This window comes from Anaerococcus groningensis (genome assembly GCF_046365465.1).
In the GTDB taxonomy this organism is placed as follows: Bacteria; Bacillota; Clostridia; order Tissierellales; family Peptoniphilaceae; genus Anaerococcus; species Anaerococcus groningensis.
On record NZ_JBGMEG010000002.1, the window covers coordinates 18,005 to 40,614 of the forward strand.

21 protein-coding genes are annotated in these 22,610 nt (G+C 30.8%); 3 read left to right on the forward strand and 18 right to left on the reverse strand.

Annotation, left to right across the window (positions count from 1 at the left end; translation table 11 throughout):
- Positions 1–27: 27 nt before the first annotated feature.
- The 8 genes from mtaB to AB9Q04_RS01330 all read right to left on the reverse strand — a co-directional run bounded on the left by mtaB (position 28) and on the right by AB9Q04_RS01330 (position 9,173).
- Positions 28–1,323, reverse strand: a complete 1,296-nt coding sequence (gene mtaB, locus AB9Q04_RS01295; RefSeq protein WP_410023585.1) for a tRNA (N(6)-L-threonylcarbamoyladenosine(37)-C(2))-methylthiotransferase MtaB — start codon at positions 1,321–1,323, stop codon at positions 28–30.
- Positions 1,323–2,441 (reverse strand): molecular chaperone DnaJ, encoded by a 1,119-nt coding sequence (gene dnaJ, locus AB9Q04_RS01300; RefSeq protein ID WP_410023586.1) that lies wholly within the window; start codon positions 2,439–2,441, stop codon positions 1,323–1,325. Before dnaJ ends, mtaB begins: the two co-directional genes overlap by 1 nt.
- A gap of 107 nt (positions 2,442–2,548) precedes the next feature.
- Positions 2,549–4,363 (reverse strand): molecular chaperone DnaK, encoded by a 1,815-nt coding sequence (gene dnaK, locus AB9Q04_RS01305; RefSeq protein ID WP_410023587.1) that lies wholly within the window; start codon positions 4,361–4,363, stop codon positions 2,549–2,551.
- A 12-nt stretch (positions 4,364–4,375) separates the two neighbouring features.
- The gene (grpE, locus tag AB9Q04_RS01310; protein ID WP_394011656.1) at positions 4,376–4,957 is read right to left on the reverse strand and encodes a nucleotide exchange factor GrpE; all 582 of its coding nucleotides are present in this window, start codon (positions 4,955–4,957) and stop codon (positions 4,376–4,378) included.
- Between the two features lie 12 nt (positions 4,958–4,969).
- Positions 4,970–5,983, reverse strand: coding sequence for a heat-inducible transcriptional repressor HrcA (gene hrcA, locus AB9Q04_RS01315; RefSeq protein WP_394011657.1), 1,014 nt, complete (start codon positions 5,981–5,983; stop codon positions 4,970–4,972).
- Positions 5,984–6,055: 72 nt separating this feature from the next.
- Positions 6,056–7,180: a radical SAM family heme chaperone HemW gene (gene hemW, locus AB9Q04_RS01320; protein ID WP_394011658.1), complete on the reverse strand. Its 1,125-nt coding sequence runs from the start codon at positions 7,178–7,180 to the stop codon at positions 6,056–6,058.
- A 50-nt stretch (positions 7,181–7,230) separates the two neighbouring features.
- Positions 7,231–7,962, reverse strand: coding sequence for a hypothetical protein (locus AB9Q04_RS01325; protein ID WP_410023588.1), 732 nt, complete (start codon positions 7,960–7,962; stop codon positions 7,231–7,233).
- Between the two features lie 53 nt (positions 7,963–8,015).
- Positions 8,016–9,173: an AI-2E family transporter gene (locus AB9Q04_RS01330; protein WP_410023589.1), complete on the reverse strand. Its 1,158-nt coding sequence runs from the start codon at positions 9,171–9,173 to the stop codon at positions 8,016–8,018.
- 71 nt (positions 9,174–9,244) lie between these two features.
- Between AB9Q04_RS01330 and AB9Q04_RS01335 the strand changes: the two genes are divergently transcribed.
- On the forward strand, positions 9,245–9,607 hold the full coding sequence (locus tag AB9Q04_RS01335) for a VOC family protein (protein ID WP_410023590.1): 363 nt from the start codon (positions 9,245–9,247) through the stop codon (positions 9,605–9,607).
- Positions 9,608–9,642: 35 nt separating this feature from the next.
- On the opposite strand, the gene lepA is transcribed toward AB9Q04_RS01335, so the two are convergent.
- Positions 9,643–11,463 (reverse strand): translation elongation factor 4, encoded by a 1,821-nt coding sequence (gene lepA / locus AB9Q04_RS01340; protein ID WP_410023591.1) that lies wholly within the window; start codon positions 11,461–11,463, stop codon positions 9,643–9,645.
- Entirely contained in the window at positions 11,464–12,111 is a 648-nt protein-coding gene (lepB, locus tag AB9Q04_RS01345; protein WP_410023592.1) for a signal peptidase I, read from the reverse strand.
- A gap of 150 nt (positions 12,112–12,261) precedes the next feature.
- On the opposite strand from lepB, the gene rpsT reads away from it, so the two are divergent.
- Positions 12,262–12,531 carry a 30S ribosomal protein S20 gene (gene rpsT / locus AB9Q04_RS01350; protein WP_410023593.1) on the forward strand — a complete coding sequence of 90 codons (270 nt, stop codon included), beginning with the start codon at positions 12,262–12,264 and terminating at the stop codon, positions 12,529–12,531.
- A 60-nt stretch (positions 12,532–12,591) separates the two neighbouring features.
- On the opposite strand, the gene holA is transcribed toward rpsT, so the two are convergent.
- A complete protein-coding gene (gene holA, locus AB9Q04_RS01355) occupies positions 12,592–13,608 on the reverse strand; it encodes a DNA polymerase III subunit delta (protein ID WP_410023594.1) in 1,017 nt (338 codons plus the stop codon).
- Positions 13,605–15,785 carry a DNA internalization-related competence protein ComEC/Rec2 gene (locus AB9Q04_RS01360; protein WP_410023595.1) on the reverse strand — a complete coding sequence of 727 codons (2,181 nt, stop codon included), beginning with the start codon at positions 15,783–15,785 and terminating at the stop codon, positions 13,605–13,607. The genes holA and AB9Q04_RS01360 overlap by 4 nt, the downstream gene beginning before the upstream one ends.
- A 67-nt stretch (positions 15,786–15,852) precedes the next feature.
- Here AB9Q04_RS01360 and AB9Q04_RS01365 point away from each other — a divergent pair, with 67 nt between their 5' ends.
- Positions 15,853–16,479 (forward strand): alanyl-tRNA editing protein, encoded by a 627-nt coding sequence (locus tag AB9Q04_RS01365; RefSeq protein ID WP_394011667.1) that lies wholly within the window; start codon positions 15,853–15,855, stop codon positions 16,477–16,479.
- A gap of 51 nt (positions 16,480–16,530) precedes the next feature.
- On the opposite strand, the gene AB9Q04_RS01370 is transcribed toward AB9Q04_RS01365, so the two are convergent.
- From AB9Q04_RS01370 to leuS, 6 genes are all read right to left on the reverse strand, one after another.
- Positions 16,531–17,121 carry a TVP38/TMEM64 family protein gene (locus AB9Q04_RS01370; protein WP_394011668.1) on the reverse strand — a complete coding sequence of 197 codons (591 nt, stop codon included), beginning with the start codon at positions 17,119–17,121 and terminating at the stop codon, positions 16,531–16,533.
- Between the two features lie 69 nt (positions 17,122–17,190).
- A complete protein-coding gene (locus AB9Q04_RS01375; RefSeq protein WP_394011669.1) occupies positions 17,191–17,784 on the reverse strand; it encodes a TVP38/TMEM64 family protein in 594 nt (197 codons plus the stop codon).
- A gap of 125 nt (positions 17,785–17,909) precedes the next feature.
- Positions 17,910–18,620, reverse strand: a complete 711-nt coding sequence (locus AB9Q04_RS01380) for a DUF5518 domain-containing protein (protein ID WP_394011670.1) — start codon at positions 18,618–18,620, stop codon at positions 17,910–17,912.
- Entirely contained in the window at positions 18,620–19,336 is a 717-nt protein-coding gene (locus tag AB9Q04_RS01385) for a DUF5058 family protein (protein WP_394011671.1), read from the reverse strand. The genes AB9Q04_RS01380 and AB9Q04_RS01385 overlap by 1 nt, the downstream gene beginning before the upstream one ends.
- A gap of 97 nt (positions 19,337–19,433) precedes the next feature.
- Positions 19,434–20,042, reverse strand: coding sequence for an NAD(P)H:quinone oxidoreductase (gene wrbA, locus AB9Q04_RS01390; protein ID WP_410023597.1), 609 nt, complete (start codon positions 20,040–20,042; stop codon positions 19,434–19,436).
- A 135-nt stretch (positions 20,043–20,177) separates the two neighbouring features.
- Positions 20,178–22,589, reverse strand: a complete 2,412-nt coding sequence (gene leuS, locus AB9Q04_RS01395; protein ID WP_410023637.1) for a leucine--tRNA ligase — start codon at positions 22,587–22,589, stop codon at positions 20,178–20,180.
- Between the last annotated feature and the right edge of the window lie 21 nt (positions 22,590–22,610).

A 22,610-nucleotide genomic window follows, 5' to 3' on the forward strand; every position in this document is an offset into this window, starting at 1 on the left:
CAAAAAGACAGCTCACAAGCTGTCTTTTTATATACGTTCTCCTACTAACTCATCATTGACTATTTCAGTAATCTTCACATCAATAATAGTATTAGCAGGGATATCTTCTTTTACATTTACTTTTAAGTAATTTGTAGAATATCCCCCACTATATCCTTCTAAGTCTGATTTTGATTCTACTAAAACTGATAAGACTTTTCCAATTTGCTTTTCTAAAAATTCTTCACGATTAGTTTCTTCAATTTTTTCTAAATCATGGAGTCTATCTTTTTTGATATTACCATTTATTTGATTACCCATTTTTGCTGCACGAGTACCTTCTCTTGGGGAGAATTTGAATAAATGGGTTTTTGAAAATTTAATATCATTTACAAAATCCATAGTTTGTTTGTGATTTTCTTCTGTCTCGCCAGGAAAACCAACTATAATATCTGTAGTTATTCCTGCATTTGGGAAAACTTGCCTAATTTCTTCTACTTTTTCTTTATATAAAGCTCTATCATATTTTCTATTCATAGCTTTTAGAACATCATCTGATCCTGATTGCAGTGATAGGTGGAAGTGGTCACAAGCTTTTCCGGTAGCTTTCATTCTTTCTAAAAACTCTGTAGAAATATGTCTAGGTTCCATAGAAGATAATCTTATTCTTTCTATGCCATCTACTTTTGCCACAGCTTCTATAACATCTATTAGGCTAGATCCATCGTCAAAGTCTTTTCCATAGCTTGATACATGGATACCTGTTAAAACTATTTCTTTAAAGTTATTTTTAGCTAATCTTTTAGTTTCATCTACAATTGATGGGATATCACGGCTAACTATATTGCCCCTTGCATAGGGAATTAGACAATAGGAACAGTACATATTGCAACCATCTTGGATTTTTAGATAGGCTCTTGTCATTTCTGTTTGATTAGAAATTTGTAGTTCTTCAAAACTTTTTGTTTCACTTGGAGCAATTATTTTATCAATAGCTCCCTTATTTTGTAAAACATCTTCGCAAAGTTCTACTACATTTTCTTTATTACGAGAACCTAATACAATATCTACTCCCTCTATCGCAGCTACTTCTTCAGGTTTTACTTGGGAATAACAACCCATAACTGCAACAACTGCTTCTGGATTATCACGGCGGGCACGGGATATCATCTGCCTACTTTTTCTATCACTCATATTGGTTACAGTGCAGGTATTTATCACGTATATATCAGCGTTTTCATTAGCTTTTTCATAGCCTTTTTGTAAAAATAATTCTTCTACTGCTTCTGATTCGTACTGATTTACCTTGCAACCTAGAGTTATTATGTTAAATGAATTTGTCATTAGTCAAATAAGTCCTTAATTTTTGCAAAGAATCCTTTTTCGTGTGCCTTTACTTCTTCTCCTAGAGTATTAGCATAAGTTTCTAAGGCTTCTTTTTGTTCATTATTTAAGTTTGTTGGAGTTACAACATTTACATAGAAGTATAAGTCACCTGTTCTTTTTGTTCTGCTATCTGTAATTCCTTCTCTTTTAAGCTTAAACTTAGTACCTGTCTGAGTACCTGCAGGAATTTCAAATTTTGTAGTTTGATGTAAGGTTGGTACTTCTATTTCACCGCCTAGGGTCGCTGTTGGGAATGATATTGGCATATCGTAATAAATGTCTAAACCATCACGTTTAAATATTTCATGATCTTCTACATCTAGTACTACATACAAGTCTCCATATGGACCACCATTTTCTCCGGCATTTCCTTTGCCAGTTATACGCATTACATTATTTGTTTCCACTCCTGATGGGATGTCAAGTTTTATGCGTTCAGATTTGATAACTGTTCCTTCACCATGGCATACTTTACATGGGTCATCTATAATTTCACCTGTACCACCACATATTTCACAAGTAACAGTTCTACTCATCCTACCAAATGGTGTTTGGCTTACCTCATTTACTACTCCAGCTCCATTACACTTATCACAGGTATGGATTGAGCTTTGATTTTCTGCACCTGTTCCGTTACAAGTTTCACATTCTACTTCGCGTCTTACTTGTATTTCTTTGCTTGCCCCAAAAGCTGCTTCGGCAAAGGTTAGTTTTACTATTTGTTGAATATCTGAACCCTTGGTTGGCCTATTGCTAGCCCCTCCACCGGCACCATAAAATAAATCACCAAATAAATCTCCAAAAAGATCTCCAAATCCTCCTGAAAATCCTCCGCCGTAGCCACCAGCTCCACCGTTTTCAAAGGCAGCTGCTCCATACCTATCGTATTGGGCTCTTTTTTCACTATCTGATAATATTTCATAGCTTAAAGTTGCTTCTTTAAACTTTTGTTCTGCTTCTTCATCACCAGGATTTAAATCTGGGTGATATTTTTTAGCAAGTTTTCTGTATTCTCTTTTTATTTCTTGGTCGCTAGCATCACGGCTAACGCCAAGTATTTCATATGGATCTTGCATTTTTCCTCCATTTACACTTAAAAAAAGCTATTTCACAATGAAATAGCTTTTTATTTTATTTAACTTATTATACTTATTTTACCTAAGTTTGCTATTATAAATTAAATTTATTCTTCATCATCATCGATAACTTCGTAGTCTGCATCTACTACGTCATCATCTGCACTACCAGCTTCAGCACCTTCTGCTCCTGCAGCTTTATACATTTGTTCACTCATAGAATAGATTTTTTCTTGAAGGGCTTCTGTTTGAGCTTTGATTTCTTCTGTATTATCTGATGCAATTGCATCTTCTAGTTTTGTAATTTCTGCTTCGATCTCATCTTTTTGAGCACCTTCAATACCAGCTTCTTCTAGTGTTTTACGAGCTTGGTATACTAAGCTTTCTGCATTATTTTTTGTATCGATATCTTCTTTTTTCTTTTTATCTTCTTCAGCAAATTGTTCTGCTTCTTTTACTTTTCTATCGATTTCTTCATCTGTTAGGTTAGATGATGATGTGATAGTAATTTTTTGTTCTTTTCCTGAACCTTGGTCTTTTGCAGTTACATTTACAATACCATTTGCATCTATATCAAATGTTACTTCAATTTGTGGAACACCACGTCTTGCTGCTGGGATACCTGTTAATTGGAAACGTCCAAGTGTTGTATTGTCTGCTGCCATTTCACGTTCACCTTGGACAACGTGGATGTCTACTTCTGTTTGACCATCTGCTGCAGTGGTAAATACTTGTGATTTTTTAGTTGGAATTGTTGTATTTCTTTCGATAAGTTTTGTAGCAACTCCACCTAGTGTTTCAATACCTAGTGATAGTGGTGTAACATCTAATAATAGTAAGTCTTTTACTTCACCTGTTAGTACCCCACCTTGGATAGCTGCACCAAGTGCTACAGACTCATCAGGGTTGATATCTCTTTGTGGTTCTTTACCTACTAAGTTTTTAACTAAGTCTTGAACAGCTGGGATTCTTGTAGATCCACCTACTAGAAGTACTTTATCAATATCAGATGATTTTAAACCTGCATCTGATAATGCATCTTCTACTGGTTTTCTTGTTTCATCAACTAAATCTTTTGTAAGTTCATCAAATTTAGCTCTTGAAATTGAGATATCTAAGTGAACTGGTTGACCATCAACTGCTGTAATAAATGGTAAGTTTACATTTGTAGTCATTGTTGATGATAATTCTTTTTTAGCTTTTTCAGCTGCATCTTTAAGTCTTTGCATAGCTGTTAAATCTTTTGTAAGATCTACGCCATTTTCTTTTTTAAATTCACTTGCTAGGTAGTCTACTAATTTGTTATCAAAGTCATCCCCACCTAGTTTATTGTTACCACGTGTTGAAAGTACTTCAAATACTCCATCACCCACTTCTAGAATAGAAACGTCAAATGTACCACCACCAAGGTCATAAACCATGATTTTAGATTGGTCATGTTCTTTATCTAAACCATATGCTAATGAAGCTGCGGTAGGTTCGTTGATAATTCTATCTACTGTAAGACCTGCGATTTTTCCTGCGTCTTTTGTTGCTTGTCTTTGAGCATCTGTAAAGTAAGCAGGTACTGTGATTACTGCATTAGTAACTGTGTCATTTAAATATTTTTCTGCATCTGATTTTAATTTTTGTAAGATCATTGCAGAAATTTCTTCTGGTGAATATTTTTTACCATCAATTTCTGCTGTCTTATAGTCAGAACCCATTTCTCTTTTGATAGATGATATTGTTCTATCTGGGTTTGTTATTGCTTGTCTTTTAGCTGTTTCACCAACTAATCTTTCTCCATCTTTTGTAAATGCTACAACTGATGGAGTAGTTCTGTTACCTTCACTGTTTGGAATAATTACTGGGCTTCCACCTTCCATAACAGCTACTGCTGAGTTTGTTGTACCTAAGTCAATTCCTATAATTTTTGCCATATTAATAGCCTCCTATTTTGCTACCTTAACCATTGCTGGTCTTATTACTTTATTATTTAATTTGTATCCTTTTTGAAATGTTTCAATAATATGATCGCTTTCAACCTCATCAGAATCTTCAGCCAAAACTGCTTGGTGAACATTTGGATCAAAAATTTCACCATCTGATGGTATTTCTTCTAAACCTTCGTTTTTAAGGATATTTAACATTTCATCACGAGTCATCACTATTCCTTTAACAAGTCCATCTTCTGGGTCTTGATCTTTTAAGGCTCTATCAAAGTTATCAAGAACTGGTAAAAGTTTTTCTACTAAATTACTTACTGCAAATTTTTTAAAATCTACCTTGCTAGCTTCTTCTCTTTGTTTATAGTTTGTAAAATCCGCTAGAAGTCTTTGATATTTATCTTTAAACTCGTTGAAATCTTCTTCAAGTTTTTCATTAGTTACTTCGTTATTCTCTTTATCTTCATCAACGGCTTCATAATCATCATCAACTATTTCGCCATCGATAATTTCATCCTCTTCTAAGATTTCTTGATTTTCAGTCTGGTCTTTATCAAGCTTTTCATCATTTAATTTTTTTTCATCCATCCTTAAGCCCTTTCAATCATTAAGTAGTCTAGATATCATCATTATATCTGATATTACTTCGATATAATTGATACGAGTTAGCCCTATTACTCCGATGTGTCCAATGACATCATTGTTTATTTTAAAAGATGATGTAATGACAGTATTTTCTTTTAGTTCATCGAGCTTATTTTCATATCCTATTGTTATATCGAGTTTATCGTATAAGTTGTTACCCAAAAAACTATTTACTTTTTCTTTACTATCTAATAGTTTAATAAAATCACGAGCCTTAGATAAATCATCATATTCTTTAAAATTAAAGATATTTCCAAGCCCTTCAATTTGTATTTCTCTATTTTGCTTACCAAAAGACTGGCTTTGTAGCCTTTTTTCTATAATCTCAAGTAAAGATTTATAATCATTTAGCAAAGTAATTTCAAGTAAATTAAGATTATTATAAACCTCATTAATATCAGTTTCTACCATTGTCTTTTTAAGAACGTTATTAATAAATAATAGCTCATCAGGAGTTATTTCATAATCAAGATATATACTATCTTTTACTATAAGTCCATTGTCAAATACTGCTAGTAATAGCAATTGTCTATCCGATAATCTGATAAGCTCCATATTTACTATCATTTTTATTTCATTTTTATGAGTCATAGATACTGCTGTTAAATTCGTAAGTTCAGCTAGCATCTTAGTTGCAGTCTCCACAATGTCTTCTGCATTGTGATAATTTTTATCAAGTAAGTTTATAATTGTTTCACTTTTCTTTGCCTTTGATATATCCTCCATTTCATTTTTAAGAATATAATCTACAAACATTCTATATCCCTTATCAGAAGGAAGTCTACCACTTGAAGAGTGAGCTTTTTCTATTAAGCCCATTTTTTCAAGAGAACTCATTTCGTTTCTGATTGTTGCAGGTGATACATCCAATTTGTAGGTATCTGCAAGGCTTTTTGAGCCAATTGGCTCACCATCTATAATGTAAGAGTCTATGATAGAGAATAATATTTTTAACTTTCTATCATTCAAATTTATCTCCTTTAGCACTCTTTAGTATCGACTGCTAATATTAGTATACTAGGTAAAAACCCCCTGTCAAGATTAAATAATTAATCTTAAAAATTCATTAGATAAATTCATTCCTTTTTGGCTAAATTTAAAGTTTTGATCAATAATAAAAAAGTTTTGGTCAGTAAATTTTTCTATCTCTTTTTTATATTTTTCTAAGAAATTATAGCCAAATTTTTTCTTAAATTCTTCTAAGTTTATACCAGAAGTTTCTCTTAATTTAAAAATTATATATTCTATCTCACGCTCATTCTTATCTATATAGTTATAGTCATCTATCGGTAAGACATTTTTATTTATTTTGTCATTATAATGAATAAAGTTTCGAGTATTTGTATACCTATAGTTTGATAAATAACCTGATGCACTCATCCCAAAAGCGATATATCCCTCGCCTTCCCAATATTTTTTATTATGGTAGGACTGATAGCCATTTTTGGCAAAGTTTGAAACTTCATAGCGATGGAGGCCAATTTTTCCAAGTTCATCAACTAAATCATTAAAAATATCTATTTCTTTGTCATCATCCATCAAATCTAGCTTACCTTTTTTATCTAGGGCATAAAATCTGGACCCTTCTTCTAGAATAAGTGAATACCAAGATATATGTTCTGGGGATATTCTTTTTACAATTTCTAAATCATTTTTTACTGACTTATAATCTTGGTGGGGCAAGTTTAACATCAAATCAAAACTTAGATTATCAAATCCTACACTTCTTATAAGCTCTATATCCTTAATAGCAATGTCTGCAGTATGGTTTCTACCAATTGCTTTTAAAACTTTATCATCAAATGATTGGACACCTAGAGATATACGATTAATTCCTAAATCTTTATACAAAAGTAATTCATCTTTAGATATAGAATTTGGATTGCATTCTATGGTAAATTCTTTTATATTATCAATTTTAAAACCATCTAAGACTCTTCTTATCTTCTCTATATATTTTCCATCTATATAAGAAGGAGTTCCCCCACCTATATAAATAGAGTCTATCTCACAAGATAGTTTTTCTTGGTAGAGTTTTATTTCTTTTATTAAATTATTTATGTAATTATCTATCCTATGCTCAACATTCATATACGCACAAAAATCGCAGTAATAGCATTTTTTTTGGCAGAAGGGAATGTGGATATAGCAACCTACTTTTTGCATCATTTCTCCTTATTACTAAGTAATAAAAAAGATGGCCACTGCCATCCTTTTTAGATTATAATATTATATTTTTCCAGTGTTTCAAATACTATGTCTCTTTTTTCTAGGTCTTTATCAATTATAATTTGATCATCTTTTATACCATTATCCCTCAAGATATATAAAGTATCGAGGACAAAAATTTCACTACCTACCACATAAAAGTAAGCATCAGATTTTTCCTTGGCAAGGTCTGCTAGTTTTTCTAGATATTCTTTCCTAGATTCTATCCAATATTTTATAAAAGCAGATCCATCCACACATTCGAAATCTTTTTCGTAAAGATGATTATCTTTTTTATTTACATTTAAACTAATAAGTTCAGGTATATTTGAACTATCTATTTCAAATTTTTTAATCAAAGGACGCATAGTAGACATGGCTAAACCTTGGGATAATAAAACTAATGGCTTATCTTCACGTCTAAGGTTCATATTTGACTTAAATTTAAATATACTAACCTCATCCCCTACTTCTAGTTTTGATAAAGCTTTTTTAAATATAGATTTTCTTATAGGAATTTTTGTTGTAAATCTAATATTTCCTTCATCAGTTAGGGTGTTGATACTTAAATGATGAACTAGCTTTTTATTTACCTCACTGCCTTCATCATAACCAGGTAAACCTAGGTGAAAACTACTTCCCTCATCCCATACTAATTCTTCTGGTTTTTCTAAGGTGTAAGTATATACATTTTTATATTCTTCTTTTATATCTAAAATCTTAACTAAATATTTATCCATTTTCACTCCTTGATGATAACCGTTATCACTAACCTCACTATACCATTTGGAAACTATTCTTCATCCTCTACATCGATATTTTTTTTGCCAATATTTAAAGTAGTCTGAATATAATCAAAAAATAATTTGTAATCGTAAACCCAATTATCTATGATGCCAGACCTATATATACCTACTATAAATATTAAAACAACAGGAAAAAATACTGCTCCGCTTATTCCAAATAATCTAAGACCAGAATAAAGAGCAATTACCGATAATATTGGATGTATATTTGCAGAGGAACCTATTACCTTAGGTGCAATCACTTGACGTAAAGCTGTCCAAATTATCAAAACTACAAGAAGACCTATACCTTTTGTTGAATTATTAAATACAAAAAATTCTATAACAGACCATGGCAAAAGTAAAATTATAGGACCAATCATCGGAAGTAAATCTAAAAATCCTAACAATAAAGCTACTGGTATAAAATACTGTTGACCCATAATCTTTAAAGCTATCGCCATAATAAAACCACATAAAAGAGCGAGTTTAAGCTGAGCTTTAATATAATTCCAAGTAGAATTTTTAAAAACTTTTCTAATTAGGCTCAGATTGTTTCTAGTTCTTTCTGAAAATTTTGAATAATACTTTATTTTAGCATCTTCCATGTCTCCTAAAATAATATAAAACGCAACAATAAAGGTTATAGCAAAAAATATTATATCATTTGAAGTATTGATAAAAGCTGTAGTAAAACCCAGTGTAATATTGACTGCATTTTTTTGTAAATTGTTTAAAAATTGATAGATAGAAGTAAGTCCACTTTTTATGGCATTGGAGACAAATTCTGGTAATAAATTTATTTGAGAATTTACTGAATCAATCCAATCATTTATTGAGGAAACTATTTTATCCCGATTACCTGTTATATTTCCTATCAAACCACTAACCTGACTTACAATTAATTGAATAAACCAGATTAATAAAAAAATTACTACTATTAAAAGAACTGTACCCACTATATAAGAAACGAGTGTATGTTTTATAGGTAAAATTTCATCTACTTTTTTTATAAAGGGAGCTAAAAGCGCAACTAACCCCAAGGCCAATATAACTGGCAAAAGTGCATCAATTAGCGAAGGCGCTATAAATATTAAAAATAAAACCGATAATATTATTATTCCAGTTCTTAAAAAGATACGCTCATAAAGGTTTTTAGAATTCATAATGTTCTCCTATTCTTTAAAAATATTTTATCACAATATAGGGTATAAATTAAATATAAAAAGGAGGCAATATGATAGATCATATAAGTTTACAAGTTTCTGATATAGAAAAAGCAAAGGACTTTTATGAGAAAGTTCTAAGTGAAATTGGTTTAATTAAAAAAGATGATTATAAAGATGCAGTTGGTTTTGGTAAAGAAGATTCTAATTTTGCAAATGAATTATGGCTTGTTGAAGGCAACCCAAATAATTTTCATCTAGCCTTTAGAGTTGATAGCGAAGAAGAAGTAATTAATTTTTATAATAAAGCTTTAGAATTAGGTGCAAAGGATAATGGTGCTCCTGGTATAAGAGAACATTATGCTCCAAATTATTACGCAGCATTTTTCCATGATTTAGATGGAAATAATATAGAAGCAGTTTTTTATAAATAAAAAGAGCGATTTAGTTTTTAACTAAATCGCCTTTTTTAGTTTGCTTGGTCATCATCGTATTTTAGTACAGCTAAGAATGCATCTTGTGGAACTTCTACATTTCCTAATTGACGCATACGCTTCTTACCTTCTTTTTGTTTTTCGAGAAGTTTTTTCTTACGAGAAATATCTCCACCGTAACATTTAGCAATAACGTCTTTTCTAAGAGCTCTTACTGTTTCGCGTGCAATTACCTTACCACCGATCGCGGCTTGGATAGGTACGGCAAATTGTTGGCGTGGTATCTCATCTTTAAGTTTTTCAACTATACCACGACCCCTAGCATAGGCACTATCTTTATGAACTATAATTGAAAGAGCATCTACTATTTGATCGTTAATTAGAATTTCTAGTTTTACTAGTTCACTTGGCGCATATCCAGTTACTTCATAATCTAATGACGCATAGCCACGGGTTCTTGATTTTAAGCTATCAAAGAAGTTGTAAATAACTTCATTTAGTGGCAGTTTATATTTTATAGAAACCCTTGTTTCATCAATATAATGCATGTCTATTAGCTCACCACGTCTATTTTGAGCTAGGCTCATTATTTGTCCGATATAATCACTAGGAGTAATAATTTCTGCCCTTGTCATAGGCTCTTCTATATAATCAATGACAGCTGGATCTGGAAAATCATTTGGGTTTTGGATTTCTATTTCATCCTCTTGACCCTTTAATTTGACCCTATAAATAACTGATGGAGCTGTTGCTATAATATTTAAATCATATTCGCGTTCTAGCCTTTGGGTGATGATGTCCATGTGAAGAAGTCCTAAAAATCCTGCACGTAAACCTACACCTAAAGCTTGGGAATTTTCTTGTTCAAATACTAGGGCAGCATCATTTACTTGAAGTTTTTCCAAAGCATCACGTAATTTATCAAAACTTTCACCCTCGGCTGGATATATACCAGAATAAACCATAGGTAATACTTCTTTATATCCAGAAAGTGGTGCATCTGTTGGATGATCAGCATTGGTAATAGTATCCCCAACCCTTGCATCTTTTACCTCTTTTATACTTGCTTCTATAAAACCTACATCTCCAGAACGTAATTCTTTTGTCTCTATACGATTTTTCATGGTATAACCTACGGTATTTACTTCATAAGTTTTACCGGTATTCATCATTTTTATAGTATCGCCAGGTCTTACTACACCTTCAAAAATTCTTACATAACAAATTACTCCACGGTAGGCATCATAATATGAGTCAAATATAAGTGCTTTTAGTGGTTTATCATCATGGCCTTCTGGTGCTGGAATATTTTCTACTATATCTTCTAAGACATCTTCTATATTTAAACCAGTTTTTGCAGAAACTAGTGGTATGCCATCAGTTTCTAGGCCAATTTGATTTTCTATTTCTTTTTTGACTTCATCAACTCTAGCTGATGGTAGGTCAATTTTATTTAAAACTGGAAGGATTTCTAGATCTTGGTCTAGGGCAAGGTAGGTATTTGCCAATGTTTGTGCTTCCACGCCTTGGCTAGAATCTACAACTAGTATAGCACCTTCACAAGCCTTTAAGGATCTTGATACTTCATAGTTAAAGTCAACGTGACCAGGTGTATCTATTAAGTTTAAATCATATATTTTTCCATCTCTTGCCTTATAGTGGATTTTGATCGATTTTAATTTTATGGTAATACCACGTTCACGCTCTAACTCCATATCATCAAGCATTTGGTTTTGCATTTCTCTTTGTGATAGGTCTTCAGACTTTTCTATCAACCTGTCAGCTAGGGTACTTTTACCGTGGTCTATGTGGGCAATTATAGAAAAATTTCTTATATTATCTTTTTTTTGTGTCATCTAATTACTTTCTCCGTATGGATTCTTATCTATATTTCCCATATCGCTAAATGGGTAAAATCTGAAAAATGCATGTCCAACTATTTCATCTTTTTCAACTGGACCATAATTTCTTGAATCGTTACTTGCTCCTTCTGATCTATTATCACCCATTACAAAATATTGGTTATCTAAAAGATACCATTCATAAGTATCACTTGTTTGTAAGGTGTAGTCAACAGAAGTATATGGTTCATTAAGCTCTTCGCCATTTAAATAAACTTTTTCATCTTTTAAAGTTACAGTATCGCCAGGAACTCCAACTACTCTCTTTACATACAATTTATTATATGCATCTGGGGCTTTCAATATTACTATATCTCCTCTTTCATAATCATGGAAATGCTTACCAATTTTATTTACAAAAAGCATATCATCATGATGAAGAGTATTTAACATTGATTTTCCGTCAACTCTAGTGGCATCAAGAAATAGCCATTTAATTAAAGCAGCTATAGCTAAGGCAATCACTATGGATTTTATCCATTCAAGGATGCCATCTTCATCATCATTTTTTGGTGGTTTTTGATTAGGTTTAATAGTAGGCCCCTTACCTGCTTCTGGCTCTATTATTATCTTTTCTTTTTCATTTTCATTAGTCATTTGCATTACCTCTCATTCATTATTATATTATAATATAAAAGTTAAAAACTACCAATTTTTTACCTATGATTTTAAATAAAACTTGTACGAAAGTAGTTTATATGGTAAAATGTATCAGTCAAGCAAAAAAGACTAACTAAGAAAGAGGGTGAAATAATGGCAAATATTAAATCAGCTCAAAAAAGAATTGAAGTAGCAAAAAGAAATACTGAAAGAAATAAAGCTAAAAAATCAGAAATCAAAACATACATCAAAAAATTTGATCAAGCTATCGAAGCTGGTAATGTTGATCAAGCACAAGAAATTTTCAAAAATGTTGACAAAAAAATGAAAAAAGCTGAAGCTAAAAACATTATCCACAAAAATAAAGTAGCGAAAACAACTTCTAGATTACAAAAAGCAATCAATGAAGCACAAAACGCTTAATAAAAAATGAGCAATAATCAGTAATGGATCCACACATATGTCTACTGATAATTGCTCATTTTATTTTGCAGAAATTTCTCTAAGTAAGAGTAATAATTCTATTTCCATATCAAAATCAACTGACTTTTGCCTATATTCCATGTCAAAAATCCTACTATGGATAGCAAATAATTCTGTCAGTGAAAAATTTCTAGAAAATCCCTTCATCTTTTTTAATTCATATGATCCTATTCCCAGATTTTTCATCATGAAGGTATCATTATAACCATTTACATAAAGACTTTTTACACCAATTAAATTTCTTATTTGTCTAATAACCATATGATAAATCATAAATAAATCTTCATTTGCTCTAGCCATTTTTAGATAAATATCGATAGTATCCTTACTATTTTTTGCACTCATGGCATCTGTTAGATTGAATATATTTATATTTAAAACTTCATCTAACTGGTCAAAGACATCCTGAGCTTTTACTATCTTATTATCAGAACTTGCTATTATCTTATCTACCACATTTACTACTTCATAAAGGTCGATTTCACTATCTTTACTTAGATAAGAAAATCTATTTACAATTTCTGTTACTAGAGATTTTTGAATTTTTTTGCCATTTCTTACAAATCTTTTGCCAATAAATGATTTTAGCTCTCTTTGGTTAAGTCTATTTATTTCTACAACTGTACCATTTTTATTTACTGCTTTATAAAATTTGCCCTTAAAGGGTGGATTATCTGAGAAAATTAAAAGAGTAGCAAAGTCTGGGAACTCTTTAAAATCTTCTACCAGTACATTTAAAGTGCTTTCATATTCTTTTATAGAATTTTTAGATAAATCTATATTTCTCCATATTATATATTTTTTATCTTCCATGACCGGATAAGTTTCATAGGAGTTTTTTATAGTTTCCACATCTTTACTACCTTTTATTTCAATAAGGTTAAAGTCTGGGACACTTACTTTATTTTTTACTTCTTCAATAATTGTGTCATTTAAGAACTCTTCCTTGGAGTCAAATAAATATACTCCCTTTAATTTATCATCTATTAATAGATTCATAAATTCTTTAAAATTCATCTAAAAAATCCTCCTTTCAAATATTTTTCTATTCTTACATCTTTATCAAAATATATTTTAACCATACCATCCGTTTGAGTATTATAAATTTTTATCCCATCAAGGTTTTCAAGAACTTCTGTTGTAGGGTGGCCGTAACGGTTGTTGCGACCAGCAGAAATTAAAGCAGCCTTTGGACTTACTTTTCCTACAAACTCTTTGGATGTAGAAGTTTTTGATCCATGGTGGGATACTTTTAATATATCTGCCTTTATATCTAGTGTATCTTCGTATTCTTTTGGTAAGTCACCTAGACTTAATATTTTTATTCCTTCTATATTTATTAAAAGACCCATAGACTCAGCATTTTCTTCCCCCTTTGTTCCATCGAAAACACAAGCTATGTATCCATTTTTAAGTTTAATCTTATCATTTTTTTTGATAATTTTTGGCTGATACTTTGCCAAGCTTCCTATATTATTTTGGCTTGTGATGACATTTTTAATATTAAAATTCTTATTTAATATCTCCATGTTCCCACTATGGTCCCTATCCTCATGAGAAATAAAAACAGCTTTTATATCTCTTACTCCAATAGACTTTAAATATGGGACTAAAATTTTTTCTCCACTATCATAATTATCAAATTTAGGACCGCCTACATCTATTAAATAATAGTCACCCCTATCATTTATTAAAAATGTATCACCTTGACCTATATCTATCATAGAAAAACTGGTTTCTGGATTTAGCTTTTCATAGCCTAAGCTTAGCATGACTACTACTATATTTATAATATAAAAATTTTTTATAAGTTTCTTATTAGACTTTTTAATATAGACAATTACCAATATTAAAAAGTACAGGTAAATTGAAATTAATATATTCTGGTGGATAAATTCTATATTTAAAAATTTGAAGCTATTTAGCATTAATGTTAAATTTAGCATCGATTCCAGTAGATAATTTATAATTACAAAAAAAGGTGTCATTATAAAACTTAAAATAGGATAAAAAATTATTATAGCAAAAATAATATACATAGCTAAAGTGAAAACTGGAACAATCAAAAAATTTGCAAGTATACTGATAAAATTTATTTTACCATAATAATAAGCAGTAAAGGGTAAAAGTGTGGCTTGAATAGCAGTAGTAAATCCAATACTTTCAGCTAGTAAATGCTTATTAATATATTTCATAAGTTTGGGATAAATAAGATAAACTCCACTAGTTGCTACAAAAGATAAAACAAAGCCTGCATTTAAAACTGCAAAGGGATTATAAAGTAATATTACAAGAGCTGCTATTAATAAGGACTTTATCTTATCTTCAGGATACTGATATAAAAATGCCAAAAACCCTATTAGATTTATAATTAACACTCTAACTATAGAATATGGAAAACCAATCAAAGCCCCATATAAAAAAGCAAGTGTCAAAGCACTTATATAACCATACCTATAATTAAGATTTATTTTGCTAAAAACATATAAAATAAAGCCTATCAATAAATCTATATGTAAACCAGAAACAGCTAAGATATGAGCAAGACCTAAATCTTTTATATCTTCATTTTGAATAAGGTTCTCGCCTAATACTACAGATATCACAAAATTAGCACTATTCTTATTCAAGTTATTTTCAAAGATACTATGAATATAATTATAAAATTTATTACGTAAGTTGAGCAAAATTGATGAGCTACGCCCCTCTTTATATATCCTCTTAATCTTAATATTTGATCCTATGCCCTTTGATATCAAATAATTTCTATAGTTAAACAAATTTGGATTAGTATTTTTATTAGCAAGAGCAATCTCTCCATCTATCAAGTACTTTTGCCCAATAGGAAAATCTTCCTCTGTAAAAATTACAGATTTTTCGCTTATATTTGCTCCACGAACTTTTACAAAGTACCTATAACTATCATCCACTTTTCTTTTTTCTGTAATAGTAATTTCTAATTTTTCATCTGAATTATCTATTAACCTATAGCTATCAAGTTTATAAAAACTTAAAGAAAAACCAATGGAAAGGGCTATGGGAAACGCCATTAGTTTTTTATCTATAAATAGTAAAATCAATGCCATGACGGCACTTATAGATAAAATATATATTGGATTTATAGTCTCAAAACTGATAAATAATCCTATTCCTGCCAATAACCCTATTAAAGCGATAAAAATTTTCTTTCTCATAGCCGTAAACCTCGGGTATATTATATCATATGATTTACAAATAGTTTTTAAAATAGAAAGGCAAGCTATGCAGAAAATTTATTTAAAATATCCAGAAATTTCTGAAATAAAAGCAAATATAGTTTCTAGACGTGTTCAAGGGGATAAGACACAAATTATCTTAGATCGTACCATTTTTATGCCAAAAACTAATGGCTTTTTATCAGATAGTGGTAAAATTGACGATTTAGATATCGTATCTATCGAAGAAAAACGCGATAACATCATACATACAGTTTCAGGTAAGCCAAATAAATCAGAAGTCACTTTAAAACTAGCTAGTAAAAATCGTCTTAAAAATTTATCCTATAATACGGCATTTATAATCTTTAAATTAGTTTTTAAAAGTTTCTATAATGCAGCAGATTTAAAGCTAAATTTAGAAGCTGATAGGTCAGTGATAAAAATTATAGATTTTTTTGAAAGTCTAGATACTACTCTTATAGAAAATCAAGTCAATTTTATAATAGAAAAAGCTTTAAAAGTGGAAAATAATCAAGGCATCACATCCATTCCTCCACTAGGAGACTTAATAAATAATGAGATTTGCTTTAATAATACTGCTAAAATACGCGGTTTTAAAATTGTAAATAGTGAAAGTTTTGGTAATGATTTAGAAATAGAGTTTGTAGCTGGTAGAGATATCATCTCTTAAAAACAAGCATATCAACAAAAAAAGCGACTAGATTTACTTTCTAATCGCTTTTTATATTTTATTTACAATCCATTCTAATCCCATAGCCCATCCCATAGAATAAATAAATATGGATGGAGGCTTACATAGAAGAATTATCGTTGCAAACTTCTTAAAACTCATATCAGATAGTCCAGTTAGATAACATAAGAAGTCATCTGGTGCTACTGGAAGTAAAATTGCCCAAGCAAAAAATTTCTCATAAGACTTATCTTTTATTTTATGTTTATATTTATCAAAAGTTTCTTCACCGAAAAAATTTAGCACAATTGATTTTCCAAAGGTTCTTGATATGAAAAATACCAACATTGATCCAATACATATGGATATATAATTGTAGATAAATCCCCAAAATGGACCAAATATTACGACTCCAAATATCGTAGTAAGACCACCAGGTATGATTGGCACTACAATTTGAGTTATTTGTACTAGCATAAAAATAATATTTGCCAAGGCTCCATAGGATAAAATAAAATCTCTAAAAGTATCTATAGAGTTAAATAAACCTCTTTTATACCCAATATACCCTAAAACTGACAAAATTAAAAGCACTATTATTGCTATTATATTGTAAAAATTCTTTTTTAAAAATTGTTTCATATTACCTTCTTTACTGTATCGCTAGTCTAATACAATAATACATACTATTACTTATCTTGTCAATTCTTCTTACTTTATCTTCTTAATAAACCAATCAAAACCATAGTACCAAGCCATGGAATATGCTAAGATAGATGGTGGCTTACAAAGAAAAATTATTTTAACATATTTTTTGAAAGTCATATTACTTAAGCCTGTTAGATAGCATAAAAAATCATCAGGGGCTGCTGGTAGTAATATTGCTGTTGCAAAAAACTTCTCATAGGTATCATCCTTAATTTTATCCTTGTATTTATTAAAAGTTTTTTCTCCAAATATTTTTAAAACAAGCTGTTGGCCAAAAGTCCTAGATATCCAAAAGTTTATCATGCACCCTACACAGATAGAAAGATAATTATAGATAAACCCTTTTACAGGGCCAAAAGTTATAACACCAAATGCAAGTATTATCCCACCTGGTACCCCTGGTACTACTACTTGAATAATATTGGATAGGAAAAATATTAAAAAAGTTAAATTACCAAAGGATAGAATATAATTTCTAAAACTATCTATAGAATTAAAAAGACCTTTCTTATATCCTAGGTAAGCTAAACTTGCAAATAAGATAAAAATCGTTAGAGATATTATATTGTATATATTTCTTTTTAAAAATTCTTTCATAAATCCTTCTATTATTTTAAATTAAAAGTAAAATAAAAAATTACTTTCTAATCATTAGCTTATTAAAAAAATAAGGTGTATCATTATAGATAATACACCTTATTTTTTAGTTTACAAATTTAATTTCATTTTTCCTTGGATCTAAGACTTATAATTCCTTTCTTATAAAGTATATATGCCAAAAATATTGATAATAGCATTATCCCCACCATAGCAAAACCTTGCTTTCCGTCAAGACTGGTTATAAAAATATTTATTAAAAATACTACTACCAGGTCTATAATTCCTATTAGTGCTTTATTTTCTGCTACATAATTTCCTGCAGATTTATTAGTAAGAATTCCTACAAGCATTGATCCAAATAAGGCTGGCATTATATAACTTGTAGCAGTTTTCACTGCAGGAGAGGTTAATATAGGACTTAATGGCACTAAGAGTATAAGACCAATTAATATAATAATCATAGTTGTCATTCCAGAAATACAAACTGCAATCATTCCCATTACATCTGCTTCTTCAGATCCTGGGTCTTGGTTAATAGATGAAAGGGCTGTAAGATAGGCTGGAAACTTTATATTTGTTACATTTCCCATTATAGAATTTATATATGCTGAGTTTCCGGTTATAGGTATCATTGATAATTGCTCAGCAAGAGCAACCGGAATATACATAGCTAAAAGTGGTCCTGCTGCACCCATAACTGAGTCAAAACTTGGCCAAATATTGTAAGCTGTACAAATAATGGATGGAATAATAAACATAATTAAAATACATATTATAGTTGCTATTCTTCCAAGTTTATAAGTCCTATCCATATATGAACTATTTTTATTCATTATAAAACTCCTTCAAAAAATACACCTGCAGCCATGCCAATTATAAGTGCAAAACTCATTATAAAATCAGATAACCAACTTACTTCATATTTTTTTGAAATTTTTCCTAAAATAATTGTAACTAGAATTGATGTGATAGCTACAGCAGCATGAGTTTTTGATTTTAAAAATTCTACTGGGAAAAATACAGTAACCATACCAAAGGTTAGTACTGATAGGGCCAGTTCCCTAAATGGTGATTGTTTTGCTCCTACACCAGAAACTTTTTTGTGGTATTTTTCTAAGAAAAATATATTAAAAATCATACCCCCAAGGATAGCAATAGTCATAGTAAACATTATGGTACCTATAGCAGAAATATCAGCAGAACCCTGATATGAAGCAAGGTCAGCATAACCTAATCCCTTTACAGCCAGATCAGCTGCTGTTAGCTCATAAGGTAGGGACCCAACAACTGATAACCTAAACCATGGCCAAGGTATACCTAAAAGTGGTGTAAGAGTTATAAGTCCAATAATAACTGCAATAGATGGCACTATTGAAAAAATCAATGAACTTTTTATAGTAGCTTTTATCTTTTCATCTTCTATACCTAATTCTTTAGCACGTTTTTTTGCTCTCATAAAAAACATTAGGCAGATTAAAAATATTATTAATAAACCAATAGCTACAAGTATGTATAATAATCTGCTATTTAATATGTCAAATATATCCATAAAACCTCCTTTAAAAATAAATATGTTTAATTATACTATAAAATTATACCTTAATTGCACAAAAAAAACCTAGCAATAAATGCTAGGCTTATTATCATTAATCATTTATATATTTTTGTGCAATCTCTATTAATCTTCTTGTTTGATGTTCTATAGCAGGTTTTATATCATTACTTATTTCGTAAGTTTCAGGTGATTGAGTTGCAGAAACACCATATGGATTTCCACCTTGGGCAAAGATTGAATCATCTGTATAACCTGTTGGTACAACTATTGCTCCCCAGTGCATAGCAGATGTGTAAATAGCACGGATAGTATGTTCTTGACCACCATTTGGATTTTGTGATGATGCAAATGCTGTTACAAATTTATTTACAAGTTTGCCCTCACTCCATACTCCTCCAAGGGAATCAAAGAAGTCTTTCATTTGGCTAGATACGTTACCAAATCTTGTTGGTGTTGAGAAAATTATTGCATCTGCCCATACTAAATCTTCTGGTGTTGCAATTTTTAAATCTTCTGTAGCTTTGATTGTCTTATCCCATAATGAATCAGGCTCAACTACTGATGTATCTCTAAGTTCTTTTACTTTTAATAATCTAACTTCTGCTCCATTTTTTTCTGCTTCTTCTTTGGCGATGGATGCCATTTTATAATTAACTCCTGTTTGGGAGTAAAAAACTATAGCTAATTTTACTTTACTCATAACTATATCCTTTCTTCGTTAATTTGTATGCTGTATTTCATATCTACCCATATATTTTTAATATTAACAAAATTTTATTATTATTATCAAAATAAATTTTATATAAAAAAGTAGGACAAAAGCCCTACTAATTTATTATCCCACTACTATATTTAAAATTTTTCCTGGAACATATATTATTTTTCTTATTTCTTTACCTTCTAAGTGGCTTGAGATATTATTATCTGATTTTGCGGCAGCTATTGCATCATCCTCGCTAGCATCCATAGCCATTAGAACTTTACCACGCATCTTACCATTTACTTGTACAGGCATTTCAAATTCATCAAGCACTAATTTATCTTCATCATAGCTTGGCCATGCTACTTCATTTAATTTACCTTCAAAGCCAGCTAGTTCCCATAGCTCTTCTGTTAAGTGTGGAGCAACTGGGTTAAGCAAGATGATATATGTTTTAAAGTCAGCTTTAGTTATTTTACCAAGCGATCTCATATCATTTGAAAGTGACATCAAACTTGCTATTGCAGTATTAAATTTAAGATTTTCGTAATCTTCTGATACTTTTTTGATGGTTTGGTGGATTGCTACCTCAAGGTCTTTGCTGTAATCTTCACCATCTTCTACCATTTCTAGCATATTATATACACGTTCTAGATATTTTCTACAACCACGTACACCTTCATCTGACCAAATAGCAGTTGATCCAAAATCACCTATAAACATTTCATAAGTTCTTAAAGTATCTGCTCCATAATCACGAATAATATCATCTGGATTTACCACATTACCACGAGATTTACTCATTTTTTGATGATCTTCACCCAAAATCATACCATGGCTAGTTCTTTTTTGGTATGGTTCTTTAGTAGGTACTACTCCTATATCGTATAGGAATTTATGCCAAAATCTTGAATAAAGTAAGTGAAGGGTTGTATGTTCCATTCCCCCATTGTACCAATCAACTGGGCTATAATAATCTAGAGCTTCTTTGCTTGCAATAGCTTCTTTATTATTAGGATCCATATACCTTAAATAATACCAAGAGCTACCTGCCCATTGAGGCATGGTATCTGTTTCTCTTTTTGCAGGTCCACCACAAACTGGACAAGTTGTATTAACAAATTCATCAATTTCTGATAGTGGTGATTCGCCAGTAGCTGTTGGTTCATAAGTTTCTACTTCTGGTAATTTTATTGGTAATTCACTTTCATCTACTGGATTCCAACCGTGCTCCTCACAGTAAATCATAGGAATTGGTTCTCCCCAATATCTTTGGCGTGAGAATACCCAGTCACGTAATTTAAAGTTTTCTGTAGCTTCACCTAAATTATTTTCTTCTATATATTCTATAGCTTTTTTCTTAGCATCTGTTGCGTTTAATCCATTTAGGAAATCTGAATTTATAGAAATACCTTTGTTAATATCTGTAAGTGGTAATTCTTCTTCATTTTCTGTTTCATAAACAGGAATAATCGGCATATCAAATTTTTTAGCAAATTCGTAGTCACGACTATCATGAGCTGGTACTGCCATTATAGCTCCAGTACCATAGGTCATTAAAACATAATCTGAAACCCAGATAGGAATTTCCTTGCCGGATAATGGATTAATTGCGCTAATGCCATCAAGCATAACACCTGTTTTATCTTTATTTAATTCAGCTCTTTCAAAATCAGATTTTTTACGAGCTTCATCTTGATAAGATATAACTTCATCAAAATTATTAATATTTTCTTTAAATTCATTAAGCATTGGATGTTCTGGTGAAATTACCATGTAGGATACACCAAAAATTGTATCTGGCCTTGTTGTATAAACTGTTAATTTATAATCAAAATCTTTTACTTTAAAGTCAACATTAGCTCCCTTTGATCTACCAATCCAGTTTATTTGTTGAGCTTTTATCCTATCTTCGTAATCAACATCATCTAAATCATCGATTAGTCTATCAGCGTATTCTGTAATTTTAAGCATCCATTGATTTTTCATTTTGTGGACTACTTCAGTACCACATCTTTCACATTTTCCATCTACAACTTCTTCATTAGCAAGACCTACTTGACAAGATGGGCACCAGTTTACGCTCATTTCATTTTTATAAGCTAATCCATGCTTATATAGTTGGATAAAAATCCATTGGCTCCACTTGTAATAGTCCGGATCAGTTGTATTTACTTCCCTATCCCAGTCAAAAGAAAATCCAATTGATTTTAATTGTGCTTTAAAGTTTGCAATATTATCTTCAGTTACTTTTGCTGGGTGGATTTTATTTTTTATAGCATAGTTTTCTGTTGGAAGACCAAAAGCATCCCATCCCATTGGAAAAAGAACATTATATCCTTCTAGTCTTCTTTTTCTAGAAACTACATCTAAGGCAGTATATGGTCTTGGGTGCCCAACGTGAAGTCCTTGTCCTGATGGATAAGGAAACTCTACAAGACCATAAAATTTTTCTTTATTATGGTCTATTTCGCTATGAAAGGTTTTATCTTCATCCCAGATTTTTTGCCATTTTTTTTCGATAGCATTGGGATTATATTCTGGTATATTTGAATAATTTTCTGTCAT